At 55.6% G+C, this 13,232-nt stretch carries 16 protein-coding genes and 1 tRNA gene; 6 read left to right on the top strand and 11 right to left on the bottom strand.

Features of this window, described 5'->3' with window-relative positions; genetic code table 11:
* Positions 1-49 precede the first annotated feature (49 nt).
* The 5 genes from FDK21_RS03955 to FDK21_RS03935 all read right to left on the bottom strand — a co-directional run bounded on the left by FDK21_RS03955 (position 50) and on the right by FDK21_RS03935 (position 4,571).
* On the bottom strand, positions 50-703 hold the full coding sequence (locus FDK21_RS03955) for a DUF2848 domain-containing protein (protein ID WP_246657479.1): 654 nt from the start codon (positions 701-703) through the stop codon (positions 50-52).
* A gap of 22 nt (positions 704-725) precedes the next feature.
* The gene (locus FDK21_RS03950; RefSeq protein WP_114009671.1) at positions 726-2,009 is read right to left on the bottom strand and encodes a TRAP transporter large permease; all 1,284 of its coding nucleotides are present in this window, start codon (positions 2,007-2,009) and stop codon (positions 726-728) included.
* Positions 2,006-2,566 carry a TRAP transporter small permease subunit gene (locus FDK21_RS03945; RefSeq protein WP_114009081.1) on the bottom strand — a complete coding sequence of 187 codons (561 nt, stop codon included), beginning with the start codon at positions 2,564-2,566 and terminating at the stop codon, positions 2,006-2,008. The genes FDK21_RS03950 and FDK21_RS03945 overlap by 4 nt, the downstream gene beginning before the upstream one ends.
* A gap of 10 nt (positions 2,567-2,576) precedes the next feature.
* Positions 2,577-3,614 carry a TRAP transporter substrate-binding protein gene (locus FDK21_RS03940; RefSeq protein WP_114009082.1) on the bottom strand — a complete coding sequence of 346 codons (1,038 nt, stop codon included), beginning with the start codon at positions 3,612-3,614 and terminating at the stop codon, positions 2,577-2,579.
* Between the two features lie 147 nt (positions 3,615-3,761).
* Positions 3,762-4,571 carry a putative hydro-lyase gene (locus tag FDK21_RS03935; protein ID WP_138147565.1) on the bottom strand — a complete coding sequence of 270 codons (810 nt, stop codon included), beginning with the start codon at positions 4,569-4,571 and terminating at the stop codon, positions 3,762-3,764.
* A 72-nt stretch (positions 4,572-4,643) separates the two neighbouring features.
* Here FDK21_RS03935 and FDK21_RS03930 point away from each other — a divergent pair, with 72 nt between their 5' ends.
* Positions 4,644-5,588 carry a LysR family transcriptional regulator gene (locus FDK21_RS03930; RefSeq protein ID WP_348639234.1) on the top strand — a complete coding sequence of 315 codons (945 nt, stop codon included), beginning with the start codon at positions 4,644-4,646 and terminating at the stop codon, positions 5,586-5,588.
* Between the two features lie 5 nt (positions 5,589-5,593).
* Here the strand turns inward: FDK21_RS03930 and FDK21_RS03925 are convergent, their stop codons facing one another.
* The 6 genes from FDK21_RS03925 to FDK21_RS03900 form a co-directional block, all read right to left on the bottom strand.
* Positions 5,594-6,322: a GNAT family N-acetyltransferase gene (locus FDK21_RS03925; RefSeq protein WP_246657477.1), complete on the bottom strand. Its 729-nt coding sequence runs from the start codon at positions 6,320-6,322 to the stop codon at positions 5,594-5,596.
* A complete protein-coding gene (gene menC / locus FDK21_RS03920) occupies positions 6,319-7,446 on the bottom strand; it encodes an o-succinylbenzoate synthase (protein ID WP_138147564.1) in 1,128 nt (375 codons plus the stop codon). The genes FDK21_RS03925 and menC overlap by 4 nt, the downstream gene beginning before the upstream one ends.
* Before the next feature lie 123 nt (positions 7,447-7,569).
* Complete coding sequence (locus tag FDK21_RS03915; protein WP_138147563.1) at positions 7,570-8,346, bottom strand: ABC transporter substrate-binding protein; 777 nt, start codon at positions 8,344-8,346, stop codon at positions 7,570-7,572.
* 54 nt (positions 8,347-8,400) lie between these two features.
* Entirely contained in the window at positions 8,401-9,285 is an 885-nt protein-coding gene (locus tag FDK21_RS03910; RefSeq protein ID WP_138147562.1) for a MurR/RpiR family transcriptional regulator, read from the bottom strand.
* Between the two features lie 290 nt (positions 9,286-9,575).
* Positions 9,576-9,662 (bottom strand) — tRNA-Leu (locus FDK21_RS03905).
* A gap of 211 nt (positions 9,663-9,873) precedes the next feature.
* A complete protein-coding gene (locus FDK21_RS03900) occupies positions 9,874-10,146 on the bottom strand; it encodes a FliM/FliN family flagellar motor switch protein (protein ID WP_114009086.1) in 273 nt (90 codons plus the stop codon).
* Between the two features lie 196 nt (positions 10,147-10,342).
* Here FDK21_RS03900 and lipB point away from each other — a divergent pair, with 196 nt between their 5' ends.
* The 5 genes from lipB (at position 10,343) to folK (ending at position 13,217) form a co-directional block, all read left to right on the top strand.
* The gene (gene lipB, locus FDK21_RS03895; protein WP_246657506.1) at positions 10,343-11,008 is read left to right on the top strand and encodes a lipoyl(octanoyl) transferase LipB; all 666 of its coding nucleotides are present in this window, start codon (positions 10,343-10,345) and stop codon (positions 11,006-11,008) included.
* A gap of 167 nt (positions 11,009-11,175) precedes the next feature.
* A complete protein-coding gene (locus FDK21_RS03890; RefSeq protein ID WP_138147560.1) occupies positions 11,176-11,358 on the top strand; it encodes a hypothetical protein in 183 nt (60 codons plus the stop codon).
* A gap of 140 nt (positions 11,359-11,498) precedes the next feature.
* A complete protein-coding gene (gene folP, locus FDK21_RS03885) occupies positions 11,499-12,341 on the top strand; it encodes a dihydropteroate synthase (protein WP_138147559.1) in 843 nt (280 codons plus the stop codon).
* 4 nt (positions 12,342-12,345) lie between these two features.
* Positions 12,346-12,720 carry a dihydroneopterin aldolase gene (folB, locus tag FDK21_RS03880; RefSeq protein ID WP_138147558.1) on the top strand — a complete coding sequence of 125 codons (375 nt, stop codon included), beginning with the start codon at positions 12,346-12,348 and terminating at the stop codon, positions 12,718-12,720.
* Complete coding sequence (gene folK, locus FDK21_RS03875) at positions 12,717-13,217, top strand: 2-amino-4-hydroxy-6-hydroxymethyldihydropteridine diphosphokinase (RefSeq protein ID WP_138147557.1); 501 nt, start codon at positions 12,717-12,719, stop codon at positions 13,215-13,217. Before folB ends, folK begins: the two co-directional genes overlap by 4 nt.
* The last annotated feature ends 15 nt before the right edge of the window (positions 13,218-13,232 follow it).

Raw genomic sequence — 13,232 nt, 5'->3', positions numbered from 1 at the left:
ACCGGCTACACACCCGGCGCATCTCTCATTTGTTCAACTGATCACTTGTTCAACTGATCACTGGCAGGTTGCGCGCCTGATAGCCAAAGGCAAGGCTGCGCCCCAACACCGGGTCAACCATTTCCATTTTGTAGTCAGAGGCCGGACGCACACCGCCGATAGCCCCGAGGGTGCCGCACAGCATCGCCATATTGTCGGCAAAGTCAGCCCCTGCCATCAGCTCGGCCAGAGGGCGAATGCTCGCCAAGGTGCCATCCTGATAGGCAACCCAAGCACCATCTTCCTTGATCGAACATTTCAGCTCGATCTGATCCAGATGATCTGCCACCTCGTCAAAGGCCCAAACCTCGGATGCCACCGGTTTGGCACAAATCTGCTTGGAAGCGGCCACAGAATGGGCTTCAAGCCCCCGGTCGGTGTGATCAGAGCCAAGACCCAGATAGAGATTGCCCGCCACTTTGAGGAGCAACGGCTCCACCTCGCCAGAGCTTTCCTCGCCCACCACCTGAATGGCATCATCCTGTGTCAGTAAGGCATTCGACACCCGGTAATAAAGCGGCACCGTCGAAGGAGGCGCCACACCAATGGCCGCCAATTCGTCGATATGATGTTGAACCGCCTCGATGTTGCGTCCAGTCCAGCCAGCCACGATCAGCTGGTCGACGGCGATTTCAATCGCCGTACCATTGCAGTGAAATTGCATTGCCATTTCCTTTGTCTTGAAACTATTGCAGCAGGCGCGGCAAAATGAGCGCCAAATCGGGGTAGGCGATCAGCACACCCACCATACACAGCATGATCAACGCATAGGGTGCCGCCCCCAGCATCACTTCGCTCATATTGCCGCTCTTTCGCGCCCCTTGAACCACATAGAGGTTGAGCCCAACCGGTGGCGTGATCAAAGCCATTTCGATCAGTACAATCATCAGAATGCCGAACCAGACCGGGTCATAGCCAAGGCCGGTAACAATCGGCACAACAATCGGAATGGTCACCACCATCAAAGACAGGGTCTCGATGAAGAAGCCGAGCACGATATAGACCAGCACCACCACCAGAATGGTCAACAAAGGCCCCACCCCGAGATTGTCGAGAATGTTGCGCATTTCTTGAGACAGACCAGCTGCCGACAGGGTGAAGTTGAGAAAGGACGCGCCAATGATCACCAGCATGATCATCGAGGTCACCTTGACCGTCCCGATCATGCTATCGGCCAGCATCCGCCAAGAGACGCCGCCAAACATCATGGCAATCACCAAGGCGCCACCGACCCCGACGGATGCCGCTTCGGTTGGAGTTGCCCAACCCTTGTAGATCGCACCAATGATTGCCGAGAAGAGCAGCACAATCGGCAGCAACTCTGCCAGACCACCGATCATCACCTTCAGTGGGAAGGTCCGTCTTTCGCCGCCCAGCTGCGGCCAGATGGTGCAAAGCCCTGCCGTTGCGGCCATGAAACCAAGCGCCAGAATGACGCCGGGCAGCAAACCGGCAAGAAACAGTTGCGGGATCGAGGTTTGGGTCAGAAAGCCATAGACAATCAGGTTGATTGAGGGTGGGATCATGATCCCCAAAGTGCCACCCGCCGCAATCGCGCCGGAAAACAGTTTCGGATCATAGCCCAACCGATCCGCCTGCGGCATGGCAACGGTCGCAACCGTTGCAGCGGTGGCCACCGACGAGCCGGAGGTCGCCGAAAACATCGTCGCTGTGGCCACATTGGCATGCACCAAGCCGCCGGGCAGCCATGACACCCATTTATCAAGTGCCGAATAGGTCCGCTCGGCAATGCCACTGCGCACCAAAATCTCGCCAAGCATCACAAAGAAGGGAATAGCAATCAGGGTGGCGCTGTTCGAAGTCGACCAGACCATATTGCCCAAGCCGCGCAACAGCGGAAAGAAACTGAAAAACTGATCGATACCAAATCCGAGCAGGAATAGGACAATACCGACGGGAATGGAGAGCGAAAGCAGTCCCAGAAGGCCAATGGAGATAAACGGAATCACAGCCATTCCTCCTGTGCACTGGCTATGCCAATGGTTTGATCAACCTTGGCGAACCGCCCCTTGATCACCAGAATCGAAGCGGCCATAAACACCAGCCAGCTTGACACCGCAAACCAGACCCAGCCCGCAAACCACGGAATCTGAACCAGCGACAATGGGGTTTCGAGAGGCGTATTGGCCGTGGAGGCATTCTTCAGAGAGGTTGCCACCACAGGCCAGCATTGTTTAGCGATCACGGCCACTGTCACCGCGAGGGTGAGCAAAGCCAGCAAATCAAAGAACACGCGAATTTTCCGCGGAGCAACGCTCCGCAGAAAATCAATGCGTACGTGAGAGAGCTCGGTCAGAGCAAAACTCATTCCCCAAGCCGTCGCGATCGCCATGACATAGCCGGAAATCTCGTCCGTCCCGCCAAGGGAGGAGCCAAGCTGGCGCATGGTGATATCCACCAGCACCAGTCCGGCACAAGCCAACAGCATCACGCCGGTGGCCAGAGCAATCCGTCTATTCCACCGCCTTGTGGCGAGGAGAAGTTGTTCTGCCTTGTCTACGAGCATCACTCAGGTCCTACTTGGCTGCGATGGAAACGCCGACAACCTTGCCCACGCTGTCGTTCCAACGCTTGGCCCAGTCGTCGCCAGCCCGCTCGGCCCATTCTGGCAGCACCTTGCTTTCAAGGATCTCGCGCGCCTTGGTGATGTCTGCATCAGAGGCTTCCACCAGAACCATGGAGCGTTTGTCGCCAGACTTGCATTCGCCGTTGCCAGTCAGGCAGGCAATGTCATTGACCAGCGCACCTTGCGCGGTTTCCCAGGCTGGCGCTTCGAACTTGGCCGAAACTTCATCCATGATCAGCTTCTGGGTATCGGCATCAAGGGATTTCCACTTGTCCATATTCATCGCGGTCACAACCGGATCCCAGCCACCGAGCGGGATGGTCAGCAGATGGGTGGAGACTTCCCACCAACCAGCGCTATAGCCCGAGCCTGCACCGGTCACGGCACAATCGACAACGCCCTTCTGCAGCGCACCCGGCACTTCCGAGAAGGCCACATTGACGCCTTCCGCGCCGAGGGCTTCAAGGAATTTTGCCGTCATACGGCCAGAAGCGCGGATTTTGAGGCCTTCCAGATCGTCAAGTTTGGCGACTTCCTTGTTGCAGAAAACAACCTGCGGCGGATAAGGCGCAATCGCCAGAAGCTTGGAGTTGAAGCGGCTGGCAAAGATTTCTTCAACCATAGGACGGGCAGCATCCACCGCTGCTTTGGCCTTGCCGGCATCCATTGCCACGAGCGGCACATCGAGACCTTCCAGTTCTGGCGCGTCAGAAACAGCATAGTCCCCAACGGTCATAGCCACATCATAGACGCCCTGTCCCAGCAGACGGAACACGTCCGCCACACCCAGATTCATCTGGTTGTGGGTCGTGACCTGCGTCGTGATTTTTCCGCCTGATGCGGCAGGAAGGGTCTCACCCCAAAATGGTGCTTCATAGGCTTTATGCAGCGGCAGGCTGGACCAGCTGCCAACCACATTCAGTTGCTCGGCGGCGGCTGGTGCGCAAAGGGCCGCAGCTGCGGTGAAGGCGAGTAGAAACTTTTTCATTTTGATGCTCCGTATCATTCCCCTGAAAGCATTTCACACCCGTCCCACAAGAGGGAGCGTGACAAAATGCCGTTTTGTTGACTTTATTGCCCACCCGAGGAGGCCCGCTTTGCTGGGCCAGCCGGACAGGCTCTGGTTGGTTGATTGTTATGGTTTCATTATTGGTATTTCGGCACCGTCCGGTATGTCGGTCACCAGCATATGACCCGGCTTGTGCGCAATGCTGAGCGGCAACCTTGCCGCCTTGATGGCGACCTGCGGTGTAACACCGCAAGCCCAGAAAACCGGCACACAGCCGGGCAGGCTTGGGGCCATGTCACCCCAGTCAGGCCGCAACAAATCCCGAACGCCAATGGCCGCGGGATCCCCTGCATGCAGCGGCGCTCCATGCGCCAGCGGAAACTGCCGGCAAATGCCATAGACTTCCTCGACCCGCTCTTCCGGGATCATCCGCATCGAGACAACTGTCTCACCAGAAAAGGCCCCGGCCGGGACGGTTTCAATCGAGGTCTTGAACATCGGCACGGTGGTGTTGTTGGTAATATGCCAGACATCGATACCAACTTCGAGCAGTGCATGCTCGAACGTGAAGGAACAGCCAAGAGCGAAGGTCACCATTTCATCGGTCCATAGCGACGCGATATCATGGCTCTCCCCCGCCAACATCCCGTCGCGATAGATCGCATAGGCAGGTACATCGCTGCGGATATCGATGTCGACACCTGCTGTCTCAAGGAACGGATTGCCCGTATCGGAGACAGCAATCAACGGACAAGGCTTGGGATTCCGCTGGCAAAAGCGCATGAAATCCAACGCATGGGCCTGCGGCAAAATCATCAGATTGGCCTGAAGATATCCTTTCGCCAGACCAGCCGTGTGGGCCTTATACTGCCCGCCACGGATGATCTGACGCAAGGCCTGCGGGGCTTTCGATTTAAGCTCTTGATAGTCAAACATGCCGCTTTTCCCTTATTCAAATCCAGCATGCCAAAACCATTGAAAAAATCAAATCGATATTTTTGTCCTGTCATGATAGACAATTTTTATCATAGTATTGATCCAATCTCCTCAAACATGGCGAGTTTCCCTTTGAGAGTCAGAAACATAGACACATTTTACTGGGTTGCGACCCTGGGCAGCTTTCGCTCCGCCGCAAAGCATCTGAACTTGACCCAGCCCGCGGTCTCAGCCCGCATCCAGATTCTCGAACAGGATCTTGGTGTCGAGGTCTTTCAGCGCGACGTCCGCAACGCGGCACTGACCCTTGCAGGCCGCAAATTGTTTCCCTATGCAGAAAAGATGATGGCGCTGGATCAGCAGATTCTCGACAGCTTCTCAGAGACCACCCGCATCGTCCTGACCATCCGACTGGGCGCTGCTGAAACCATCGCATTCAGCTGGCTGCCAGACTTTCTGGCCTATGTTGGCAAAGTCATCCCCGGCATCGCATTCGAGCTCACAGTGGACACCACCAACAACTTGCGAAACGCGCTTCTTGCGCGTGACATTGACCTTGCCCTGCTGATGGGCCCGGTGTCCGAGGCCAGTATCAAAAATCAGCCCATTTGCGGCTATGAAATGATCTTTGCCGCCACCCCCGCCATTGCCTGCAAACATGACCTTTGGAACATCAATGACATTGCTGCGCAAAGGCTGCTGACCTTTTCTCGGTCCAGTCGGCCGGGCAAGGAAATTCAGACCTTGCTATCGTCGAGTTGTGAAGGGCCACTCAATATCAGCACCTCCACCTCCATCGGCGCGCTCAGGGAACTGGTCTGCGCTGGCTATGGCATTTGTGCCTTGCCGAAAATCATCGTCAGTGAGGACTTGAAAAACGGCACTCTGATGGAGCTGGATTCCGATGTGGTTCTCAAGGATATCTCCTTCACAGCGTCATATGTCGAGAATGCCCCAACCCGGAGCATTGTCGAGACCATCACGTCCCACTTGTATGACTATCTCGAGGCGGCCTGATTATCTCAGGCGAGTTGGTAGCTGCAACGCGCCTTATCGAAGCCGACAATCTGACGTCCCGCATTGAAAGCCTTTTGCAAAGCGGCGCGCACCCGCAACCGCTGGGCCAGCGCAGCCTCTGGGTCCTCCGCCAGCAAGGCATCAATGTCGCGCGGGATGTGAACCTCTTGCGGGATTTCCTGTTGCAACATTGTCGCACCGCCTGCCTCGACCCGGTCCCGCACCCGGTCACTATCGAGTTGCCAGATCGCCATCACCCGGTCAGACGGCAGGCCTGCATTCATCCCCGGCATCGCCCCATAATAGTCGACATGATAATCACGCACCACGGCCCCCAAAACGCCAATATTCAAGCCCGCATTCACCGCCCGCAGTGGATCATAGGTCCAGCGCACCGTGGTCACGCCGCGGGCAAGACACCAGTCTCGCTGAAACCATTTGAGTTTCGCGCCGAGCCCGAGCCCGCGCAAATTCGACTTCACGGCCAAACGGTGGGAATGCTGCAAGCCTGGCGTGACGGTCGGGAAGCCAAGCAGAAATCCGAGCATCTCCTCGCCTCGAAATGCCCCGGCCACCAGCCCGCCTTCCGATTGCAGGGCCATCAGGATGTCGGCGTTGTCGGGCTTTTCCCCCTCGCCCCAGGCTTCGATCTGAAAAGCCTCGGAGCGTTGCATCTCGACAATGCCGGAAAGCTCGCGCAGAACTATATCCTCGCCGCAGACAGGATGGGTCACAGGGCAATCCTTTCCTTTGACAAGGTGACACGATCCAGAAACGCCCAGTCGAGCGTCACACCAAGCCCGGCCCCATGCATTGGCACCGGCATCATGCCATCTTTTGCTTCCAGCGGCTCATTGATGATGTCGCGCTTAAAATAGCGGCTGGAGGAAGATGTATCCCCCGGCTTGGTAAAATTAGGCAGGCTGGCGAGATGAATATTATGCGCCCGGCCAATGCCGCTCTCCAGCATGCCACCGCACCAGACCGGCGCTCCAAAAGCCTCGGACACATCATGAATGGCCCGCGCCGCCTGATAGCCACCAACGCGACCGACCTTGATATTGATGACCCGGGCAGCCTCGGATGCTAGCGCCTTGCGGCAATCAGCAGCTGTGCGAATGGATTCATCAAGGCAAATCGCGGTCTCAATCGAGCGCTGAACAATTGCGTGGTCATGAATGTCATCCACCGCCAAGGGCTGCTCGATATAATCGAGCTGAAATGCATCCATCGCCCTCAAGGTCGCCAAATCCGCCAAGCCATAGGCCGTGTTGGCATCCACCGTCAACTTGATGTCCGGGAACTTTGACCGCACAGCTTCTAGCAACGCCAGATCATGGCCTTGAGCAATCTTCAGCTTGGTACGTTTATAGCCCGCCTGTTGCGCAACAGCGATCCGATCCAGTGTCTCAGATATCGAAGCAATGCCGATCGACACACCGACAGGCACCGCATCGCGCACGCCACCCAAAGCCGCCTTCAACGGCACACCAAGTGTCTTGCACCAAAGGTCCCAAAAGGCCATTTCCACCACAGCTTTGCTCATCCTGTGGCCACGCCAAGGGGCGAGCAGCTGGTTCAACTCGGCAGGGGAAGAGAAACTTTTGCCGACAATCTGCGGCAGGATGAGATCTCGCAAGAAGGCCATTGCCCCGGGGATGGTCTCTTCAAGATAATCGGGGAACGGATCCATCACCGCCTCGGCATACCCTTCCACCCCATCAGCCCGTAAGATCAACAGCGGGAAGACCTTGTCCGTCATCGTCTGGTTCGACACGACGAACGGTGAGATCAAGGGCAAGCTGACGACGCGCAATTCAGCCTCAACAATTTTAATGCCTTGGAAATGCGAGGTCATCTGTCCCATCCGTTGCGCTTGCCTCTAGCTATTTTGGACTTGGCGAGGCGAAGGTCTGCTTGAAATATTGTCCTTCCCGGCAAGAAGAACCTGCCGGGAAGGATGATCATCAGCCAGCTTGGCTTATTTCATCGTATAGACATCGATGGAGAAATACTTGTCGTTGATCTTCTGGTAGGTGCCGTCTGCACGGATTTGAGCCAGAGCCTTGTTCAGACGCTCCCGCAGATCATTGTCTGCCTGCCGCACAGCGATACCAACGCCTTCACCGACGAATTTTGGATCGGTGATTGGCTCACCAGCGAGCTTGCAGCATTTGCCACCATCGGTCTTTTCAAGAAAATCGAGCAGCGGCAGCATGTCGCCGACCATCACATCGAGACGACCTGCGGTCATATCGAGATTGACCTCATCCTGGGTAGGATAAAGCTTCAATTCCGCATCCGGATACACTTTGGCCGCAAAATCGGCCTGTGTGGTGGCGGACTGAGCACCGATTACCTTGCCTTTCATCGCCTCGGCGGTGAACTCGGTGATCTCGCTTTCCTTTGGTACCACATGGGTCATGGCAGCCATATAATAAGGGTCGGTGAAGGAAACCTTTTTCTTACGCTCTTCGGTGATGAACATCGAAGCAATAATGAAATCGTATTTCTCGGCAATCAGACCGGGAATGATGCCATCCCAGTCCTGACCGATCACTTCACACTCAGCCCCGATCCGCTTGCACAGCTCAAGACCGATTTCAACGTCAAATCCCTCAATCTTGCCATCCGCAGTGGTATAGTTGAACGGAGGATAGGCCCCTTCCGTGCCAAGACGCAGGCTTTCCGCAGACGCGCTTGTGGCAAGACCTGCCAGCAGCAAGCCAGCACTCAGAAGTTTTACAAATTTCGACATTATGTTCCCTTTCAATGAGGATAGGTGAGTTCGGACTTTGTCCTGTTTTGTTGATTATTCAGAGATGGGCACCAGAGGATTGCCCACATGACCGGTGAAGGCACCATAAAGGTGCGAGACATGATCAAGACGCTTCTCCGCCTCGTCGCCGAGCGTCAAAAAGACATCGTTGATCATCAAGTTGCAGAGCAGTGACAAATGGGCTGTTGAATCCCAGAATTGATGAAACTGCGTCGCGACCATGAATTGTTCGTCACTGTGATCTCCGCCCCAGTCACAGAAATGATCGGTAAACAGACTGACAGCAATGCCATTGGCCTTGGCTTCCCTTGCCAGAACCAGCGCCTGACGCGAATAGCGACGCGCTTCAAAGATTGCCAGACAGCGCTCGCCATCAGCGGCCAAGAGATCAGCAAAATTGCCGTCCGAGAGATCCAGCAAATGCACGCCGGGCCGGATATAGGTCAGTTGATGGGCAAAATAAGCAGCCAGACCCCGCTCTGTCTGAAAACCGGCGACAAAAACCTGCGGGCAAAGTGCCAACCGATCGACGCATCGTTGCCATGCCTCGGTTCGCGCCAGTTCATAGACAGCAACCAGACTGGCCATTTCCGCCTGCAGTCCGTCTGACAGTCGCTCTTCCCGCTTGCCCGGAGCAGCCCGCAAGGCATCCAGCCGATCCTTGATCAACCAGGGCTGGTCGCCGATATCGTCCTTGAGATGATCTTTCAGATCCTTCAGATTGGCATAGCCAATGGCACGGCAAAAGCGCCCAATGCTCGCCTCGCTCACCTGAACCTTTTCGGCCAGCGACGCAGCTGTCTCGAACGGCAAATCCTTGAAACGAGCCAGCATGAAACGGGCAATTGCGCAGTGGGATTTTGACCCCACCTGCGCTGCCTCGGTCAGCCGTTCGTAAAGAGAACTGGAATTGCTCATGGCACCTCTGAGTGTTTTTGCAAGTTTTTCATCATGACATACTCATTGTCAATATTCTTTCAAAATTTCCCTCCAGACACACACAGCGCAAAGCGATGCGCAACGGCAGGCAACAACAGAAAACCCGGTCAATAACTTGATACTATGAAGACAATTGCAAGATCATCCGACGCCCGGCTTCGTAGGCGTGGCTGGCGCTTGAGCACTGGTGCAAAAATGGATGGCCCTGAAAACACAAAACCACCCGGCCATGAAGGCAGCAGGTGGTTTGTCAAACCCTTTCGGGTAGATGGTGCGGCCGAGAAGACTCGAACTTCCACGGGTGTTACCCCACAGCGACCTCAACGCTGCGCGTCTACCAATTCCGCCACGGCCGCAAGCCTTGAACGTCGAAGCGATAATCGCCTCGTTGGTGGCGTGTAACTAGCAAATTCATTTTGGCCGCACAAGCGTTTAAAGGTGCGATCAACAACAAATGTGGAAAGCGTATGACAGGATACGATTTAATCGATTTTTCCCAGAGTCCCACTTGCTCAGCAGCACCTCACCCTCTGGAACAGGCAAGCAAGAATGCCTAAATAGATGCTATCAGGTGCCGACGCGGTTGATCCCGCGCAATGGTCGCCAGTCGACACTGCGATACAGAACCTTGGTAATCGAAATACCGACTTTTTCGCCGCGCAAAATCACCTGACCAAGCGCCACCGGCGTGCCATTGGCCTTGATGAGACAATCATCTTCCTCGTTGGCATCCAGTTCGATCACGGCCCCACGCCCCATGCGCAACAGCTGGTGGATGGGGATAGAGGTCGAGCCAAGCTCAACGGAGATGTCAATTGCGATACTGTCTAGATCTGGCACGTTTCACCTTTTCCGTGTTTCTCACGGATTGACGATGTCGGACATTAACAAAGTGTTATCGCTTATGGTAAATGAAAGCTTAACAAGCGACAGACAATCGTCCGCTCCAGCAAATTGACCACAGATCGAAGCCCCAATGACCAACAGCCACATTGATCGCAGCGACATTCTGACCAAGCCCGACACCCCTCGACCGATGGCGTCAAAGACCGGAGATGTGGTGGAATGGCTGGTTTCCGACCGACAAGTCCCCTATCCCGAAGCGATTGCCTTCATGGAACAGAGAATCGAAGCCATTGCGCGCGGAGAGGCCAAAGAATGCGTCTGGTTGCTGGAACATCCCCCACTTTATACCGCCGGAACCAGTGCCGACCCGAGTGATCTGGTGGCACCCGACCGATTCGATGTCTTTGAAACCGGACGGGGCGGCCAATATACCTATCACGGTCCCGGCCAACGCATTGCCTATGTCATGCTTGATCTGAAGCGCCGGACGCAGGATATACGCCTGTTCGTTGCCAGCCTTGAATCCTGGATCATCAACACCCTCGCCGCCCACAATATCAAGGGTGAGCGAAGGGAGGATCGTGTTGGCGTCTGGGTGGAGCGGCCGGAAAAAGGCCCCGGCGTTGAGGACAAGATCGCAGCCATCGGCATTCGGGTCCGCAAATGGGTCACCTTCCACGGCATCAGTCTCAATATTGAGCCAGACCTCGACCATTATGGCGGTATCGTGCCGTGTGGCATCGCCAAGCATGGGGTAACGAGCTTCGTCGATCTGGGCTATCCCCTGACCATGAGTGATGTGGACATGACCCTGCGCGAAGAGTTCGAACAACTATTCGGAGAAACGACCAACTGACCGGCAATCAGCTGAAATCTCTGAAAAATCAACCTCTGCCACCAAACCGTGCGCCCCCTGTCGATATTAACCACCCGAGCGGAAATAAACCCAAGATTGTATTCATTAACGTCTCATTAAGCTAACCTGCAGACGCATCAAGACGCATAGCATATGAGGCAGAAGAGATGATCCGTACATCCATAACGGCCTTCTTCGGGGATGAAGACGCATCGGCCGCAATGGAATATATCCTGATCGTGGCGCTCATCAGTGTCGCTTGGCTGTATATCTGGCGGGAATATACCGCCGAACTGACTCAGATCTACGATCGAATCGCGCGCGACCTGCGCAATGTGAAGATCGGCTGAGATATGAAAGGCCCGGCTTTGCCGGGCTTTTTCTGTGCGCCTGTCTTTCCACCATCCCCACCTTTGCGTCTGTTGTTGTTGGGTCCGGAGCGGGGATGCGCTAACAATGAAGCATCACAGGACAGAATAAGGAAAGCAAGATGCCGGGTCTTGATGCCGCACGCCCGTTGGGTCCGATCCAATGGCGCCCCAGCCAGATGCCCCTGATCATGGGCATCATCAATGTCACACCGGATTCTTTTTCCGATGGCGGCCAGTTTATCGCCGCAGATGCCGCCCTCGCCCATGCCCGGCAACTGGCAGAGCAAGGGGCACATATTCTCGACATCGGTGGTGAATCGACCCGTCCAGATGCCACGCCGGTCAACGAATCCGAAGAGTTGGCGCGGGTACTGCCAGCCATTCGCGCGATTATCGAGCAGGATCTCGGCTGCGCCTTGTCGATTGACACTTACAAGGCCAACGTCGCGGCCAAGGCGCTCGAAGCGGGCGTTCATATCGTCAATGATGTCTGGGGGCTTCAACGCGATCCAGACATCGCCAAGGCTGCGGCGGACCATCAGGCCCCGGTCATCATCAACCACTGGGAAACCGAAAAGCAGGCTGGCCTCGGCCTGATTGACCAGATGAAAGCCTTCTTTGATCGCTCCATCGCCATCGCTCAGGCAGCAGGCCTGTCCGAAGACCGTATCATCCTTGACCCCGGCATCGGTTTTGGCAAGGATCTTGATGACAATCTGGTCATCCTCAATGGCCTTGAAACCCTGATCGGCTGGGGCTATCCCTTGCTGATCGGCACCTCACGCAAGCGGTTTATCGGAGCCCTGACGGGGCGCGAAGCGCAAGACCGCGTCCATGGAACTGTGGCCTCCAATGTTCTGGCACTGGAAAAAGGGGCTTCCATCTTCCGCGTCCATGACGTCGCCGCCCACAAAGACGCCCTCGCTGTCGCAGGTGCCATTCTCAACCCTCAAGGGAGCTGATTCCATGGATCGAATCATTCTTAGAGATCTTGCCTTCTTTGCCTATCACGGGGTCTATCAGGAGGAAGCAAGCCTTGGTCAGCGCTTCTACTTCGATCTCGACTGCTTCCTCGACCTTCGCTTAGCTGGTAAAAGTGACAATGATGGTGATACCGTACGCTATGACCATATTGCAAAGCGTGTCGAGACCATTGTCACCGAGCGCCGTTTTCAATTGATTGAAGCCTTGGCGGAGGCCGTGGCCGAAGACCTGCTTCGGAATATGGGCAAGATCGAGGCTATTCGCGTCAAGGTGCGCAAGCCCGAGGCCCCGATCCCGGCCATCGTCAGAGATGTCGCCGTCGAGATCAACCGTACACGCAAGGATTATGATCTATGAGTGATAAAGCCCGGAAAGTCGAAGCTTTCATCAGCCTTGGTGGCAATATCGGTGATCCATCCATAGCCATTGAAGATGCCCTGACCGCATTGGCCAACAAGCCCGGCGTCACGGTTACCACGCGCTCACGCTTTTACCGCACCCCGCCATGGGGCAAGACCGATCAGTCCGAATTCGTCAATGCCTGCGCCGGGGTCAAAACCACCCTGACCCCGACAGAGCTACTGAAAACCTGTCTGGAAGTGGAAACCAGCATGGGCCGCGTGCGCGAAGAGCGTTGGGGGCCGCGGATCATCGATCTCGATATTCTCACCTATGGGGATGTCACAATGGATGATCCGGATCTGACGCTGCCCCACCCTTATCTGACGGAACGGGCCTTTGTTCTGGTGCCTCTGAAAGACATTGCTCCGGATTTCCAGCTCAATGGCACAGACATCAGTGCGATGCTCGAGAAGCTCGACACCTCCGAGATTGTCGCCATGGATCAGCATTAGAGATTAGCTCTGGCC

The sequence above is a fragment of the Cohaesibacter sp. CAU 1516 genome (assembly GCF_005771485.1).
Taxonomy (GTDB): domain Bacteria; phylum Pseudomonadota; class Alphaproteobacteria; order Rhizobiales; family Cohaesibacteraceae; genus Cohaesibacter; species Cohaesibacter intestini.
This window is presented reverse-complemented; position numbering and strand designations above follow the sequence as displayed.

What these genes read in the sequence shown, in the direction of transcription:
- FDK21_RS03955 (WP_246657479.1), bottom strand. Translation starts at nt 703, where the DNA reads ATGCAATTTCACTGCAATGGTACGGCGATTGAAATCGCCGTCGACCAG.
- FDK21_RS03945 (WP_114009081.1), bottom strand. Translation starts at nt 2,566, where the DNA reads ATGCTCGTAGACAAGGCAGAACAACTTCTCCTCGCCACAAGGCGGTGG.
- FDK21_RS03940 (WP_114009082.1), bottom strand. Translation starts at nt 3,614, where the DNA reads ATGAAAAAGTTTCTACTCGCCTTCACCGCAGCTGCGGCCCTTTGCGCA.
- FDK21_RS03935 (WP_138147565.1), bottom strand. Translation starts at nt 4,571, where the DNA reads ATGTTTGACTATCAAGAGCTTAAATCGAAAGCCCCGCAGGCCTTGCGT.
- FDK21_RS03930 (WP_348639234.1), top strand. Translation starts at nt 4,644, where the DNA reads ATGATAGACAATTTTTATCATAGTATTGATCCAATCTCCTCAAACATG.
- menC (WP_138147564.1), bottom strand. Translation starts at nt 7,446, where the DNA reads ATGACCTCGCATTTCCAAGGCATTAAAATTGTTGAGGCTGAATTGCGC.
- FDK21_RS03915 (WP_138147563.1), bottom strand. Translation starts at nt 8,346, where the DNA reads ATGTCGAAATTTGTAAAACTTCTGAGTGCTGGCTTGCTGCTGGCAGGT.
- FDK21_RS03910 (WP_138147562.1), bottom strand. Translation starts at nt 9,285, where the DNA reads ATGAGCAATTCCAGTTCTCTTTACGAACGGCTGACCGAGGCAGCGCAG.
- lipB (WP_246657506.1), top strand. Translation starts at nt 10,343, where the DNA reads ATGGCGTCAAAGACCGGAGATGTGGTGGAATGGCTGGTTTCCGACCGA.
- FDK21_RS03890 (WP_138147560.1), top strand. Translation starts at nt 11,176, where the DNA reads ATGATCCGTACATCCATAACGGCCTTCTTCGGGGATGAAGACGCATCG.
- folP (WP_138147559.1), top strand. Translation starts at nt 11,499, where the DNA reads ATGCCGGGTCTTGATGCCGCACGCCCGTTGGGTCCGATCCAATGGCGC.
- folB (WP_138147558.1), top strand. Translation starts at nt 12,346, where the DNA reads ATGGATCGAATCATTCTTAGAGATCTTGCCTTCTTTGCCTATCACGGG.
- folK (WP_138147557.1), top strand. Translation starts at nt 12,717, where the DNA reads ATGAGTGATAAAGCCCGGAAAGTCGAAGCTTTCATCAGCCTTGGTGGC.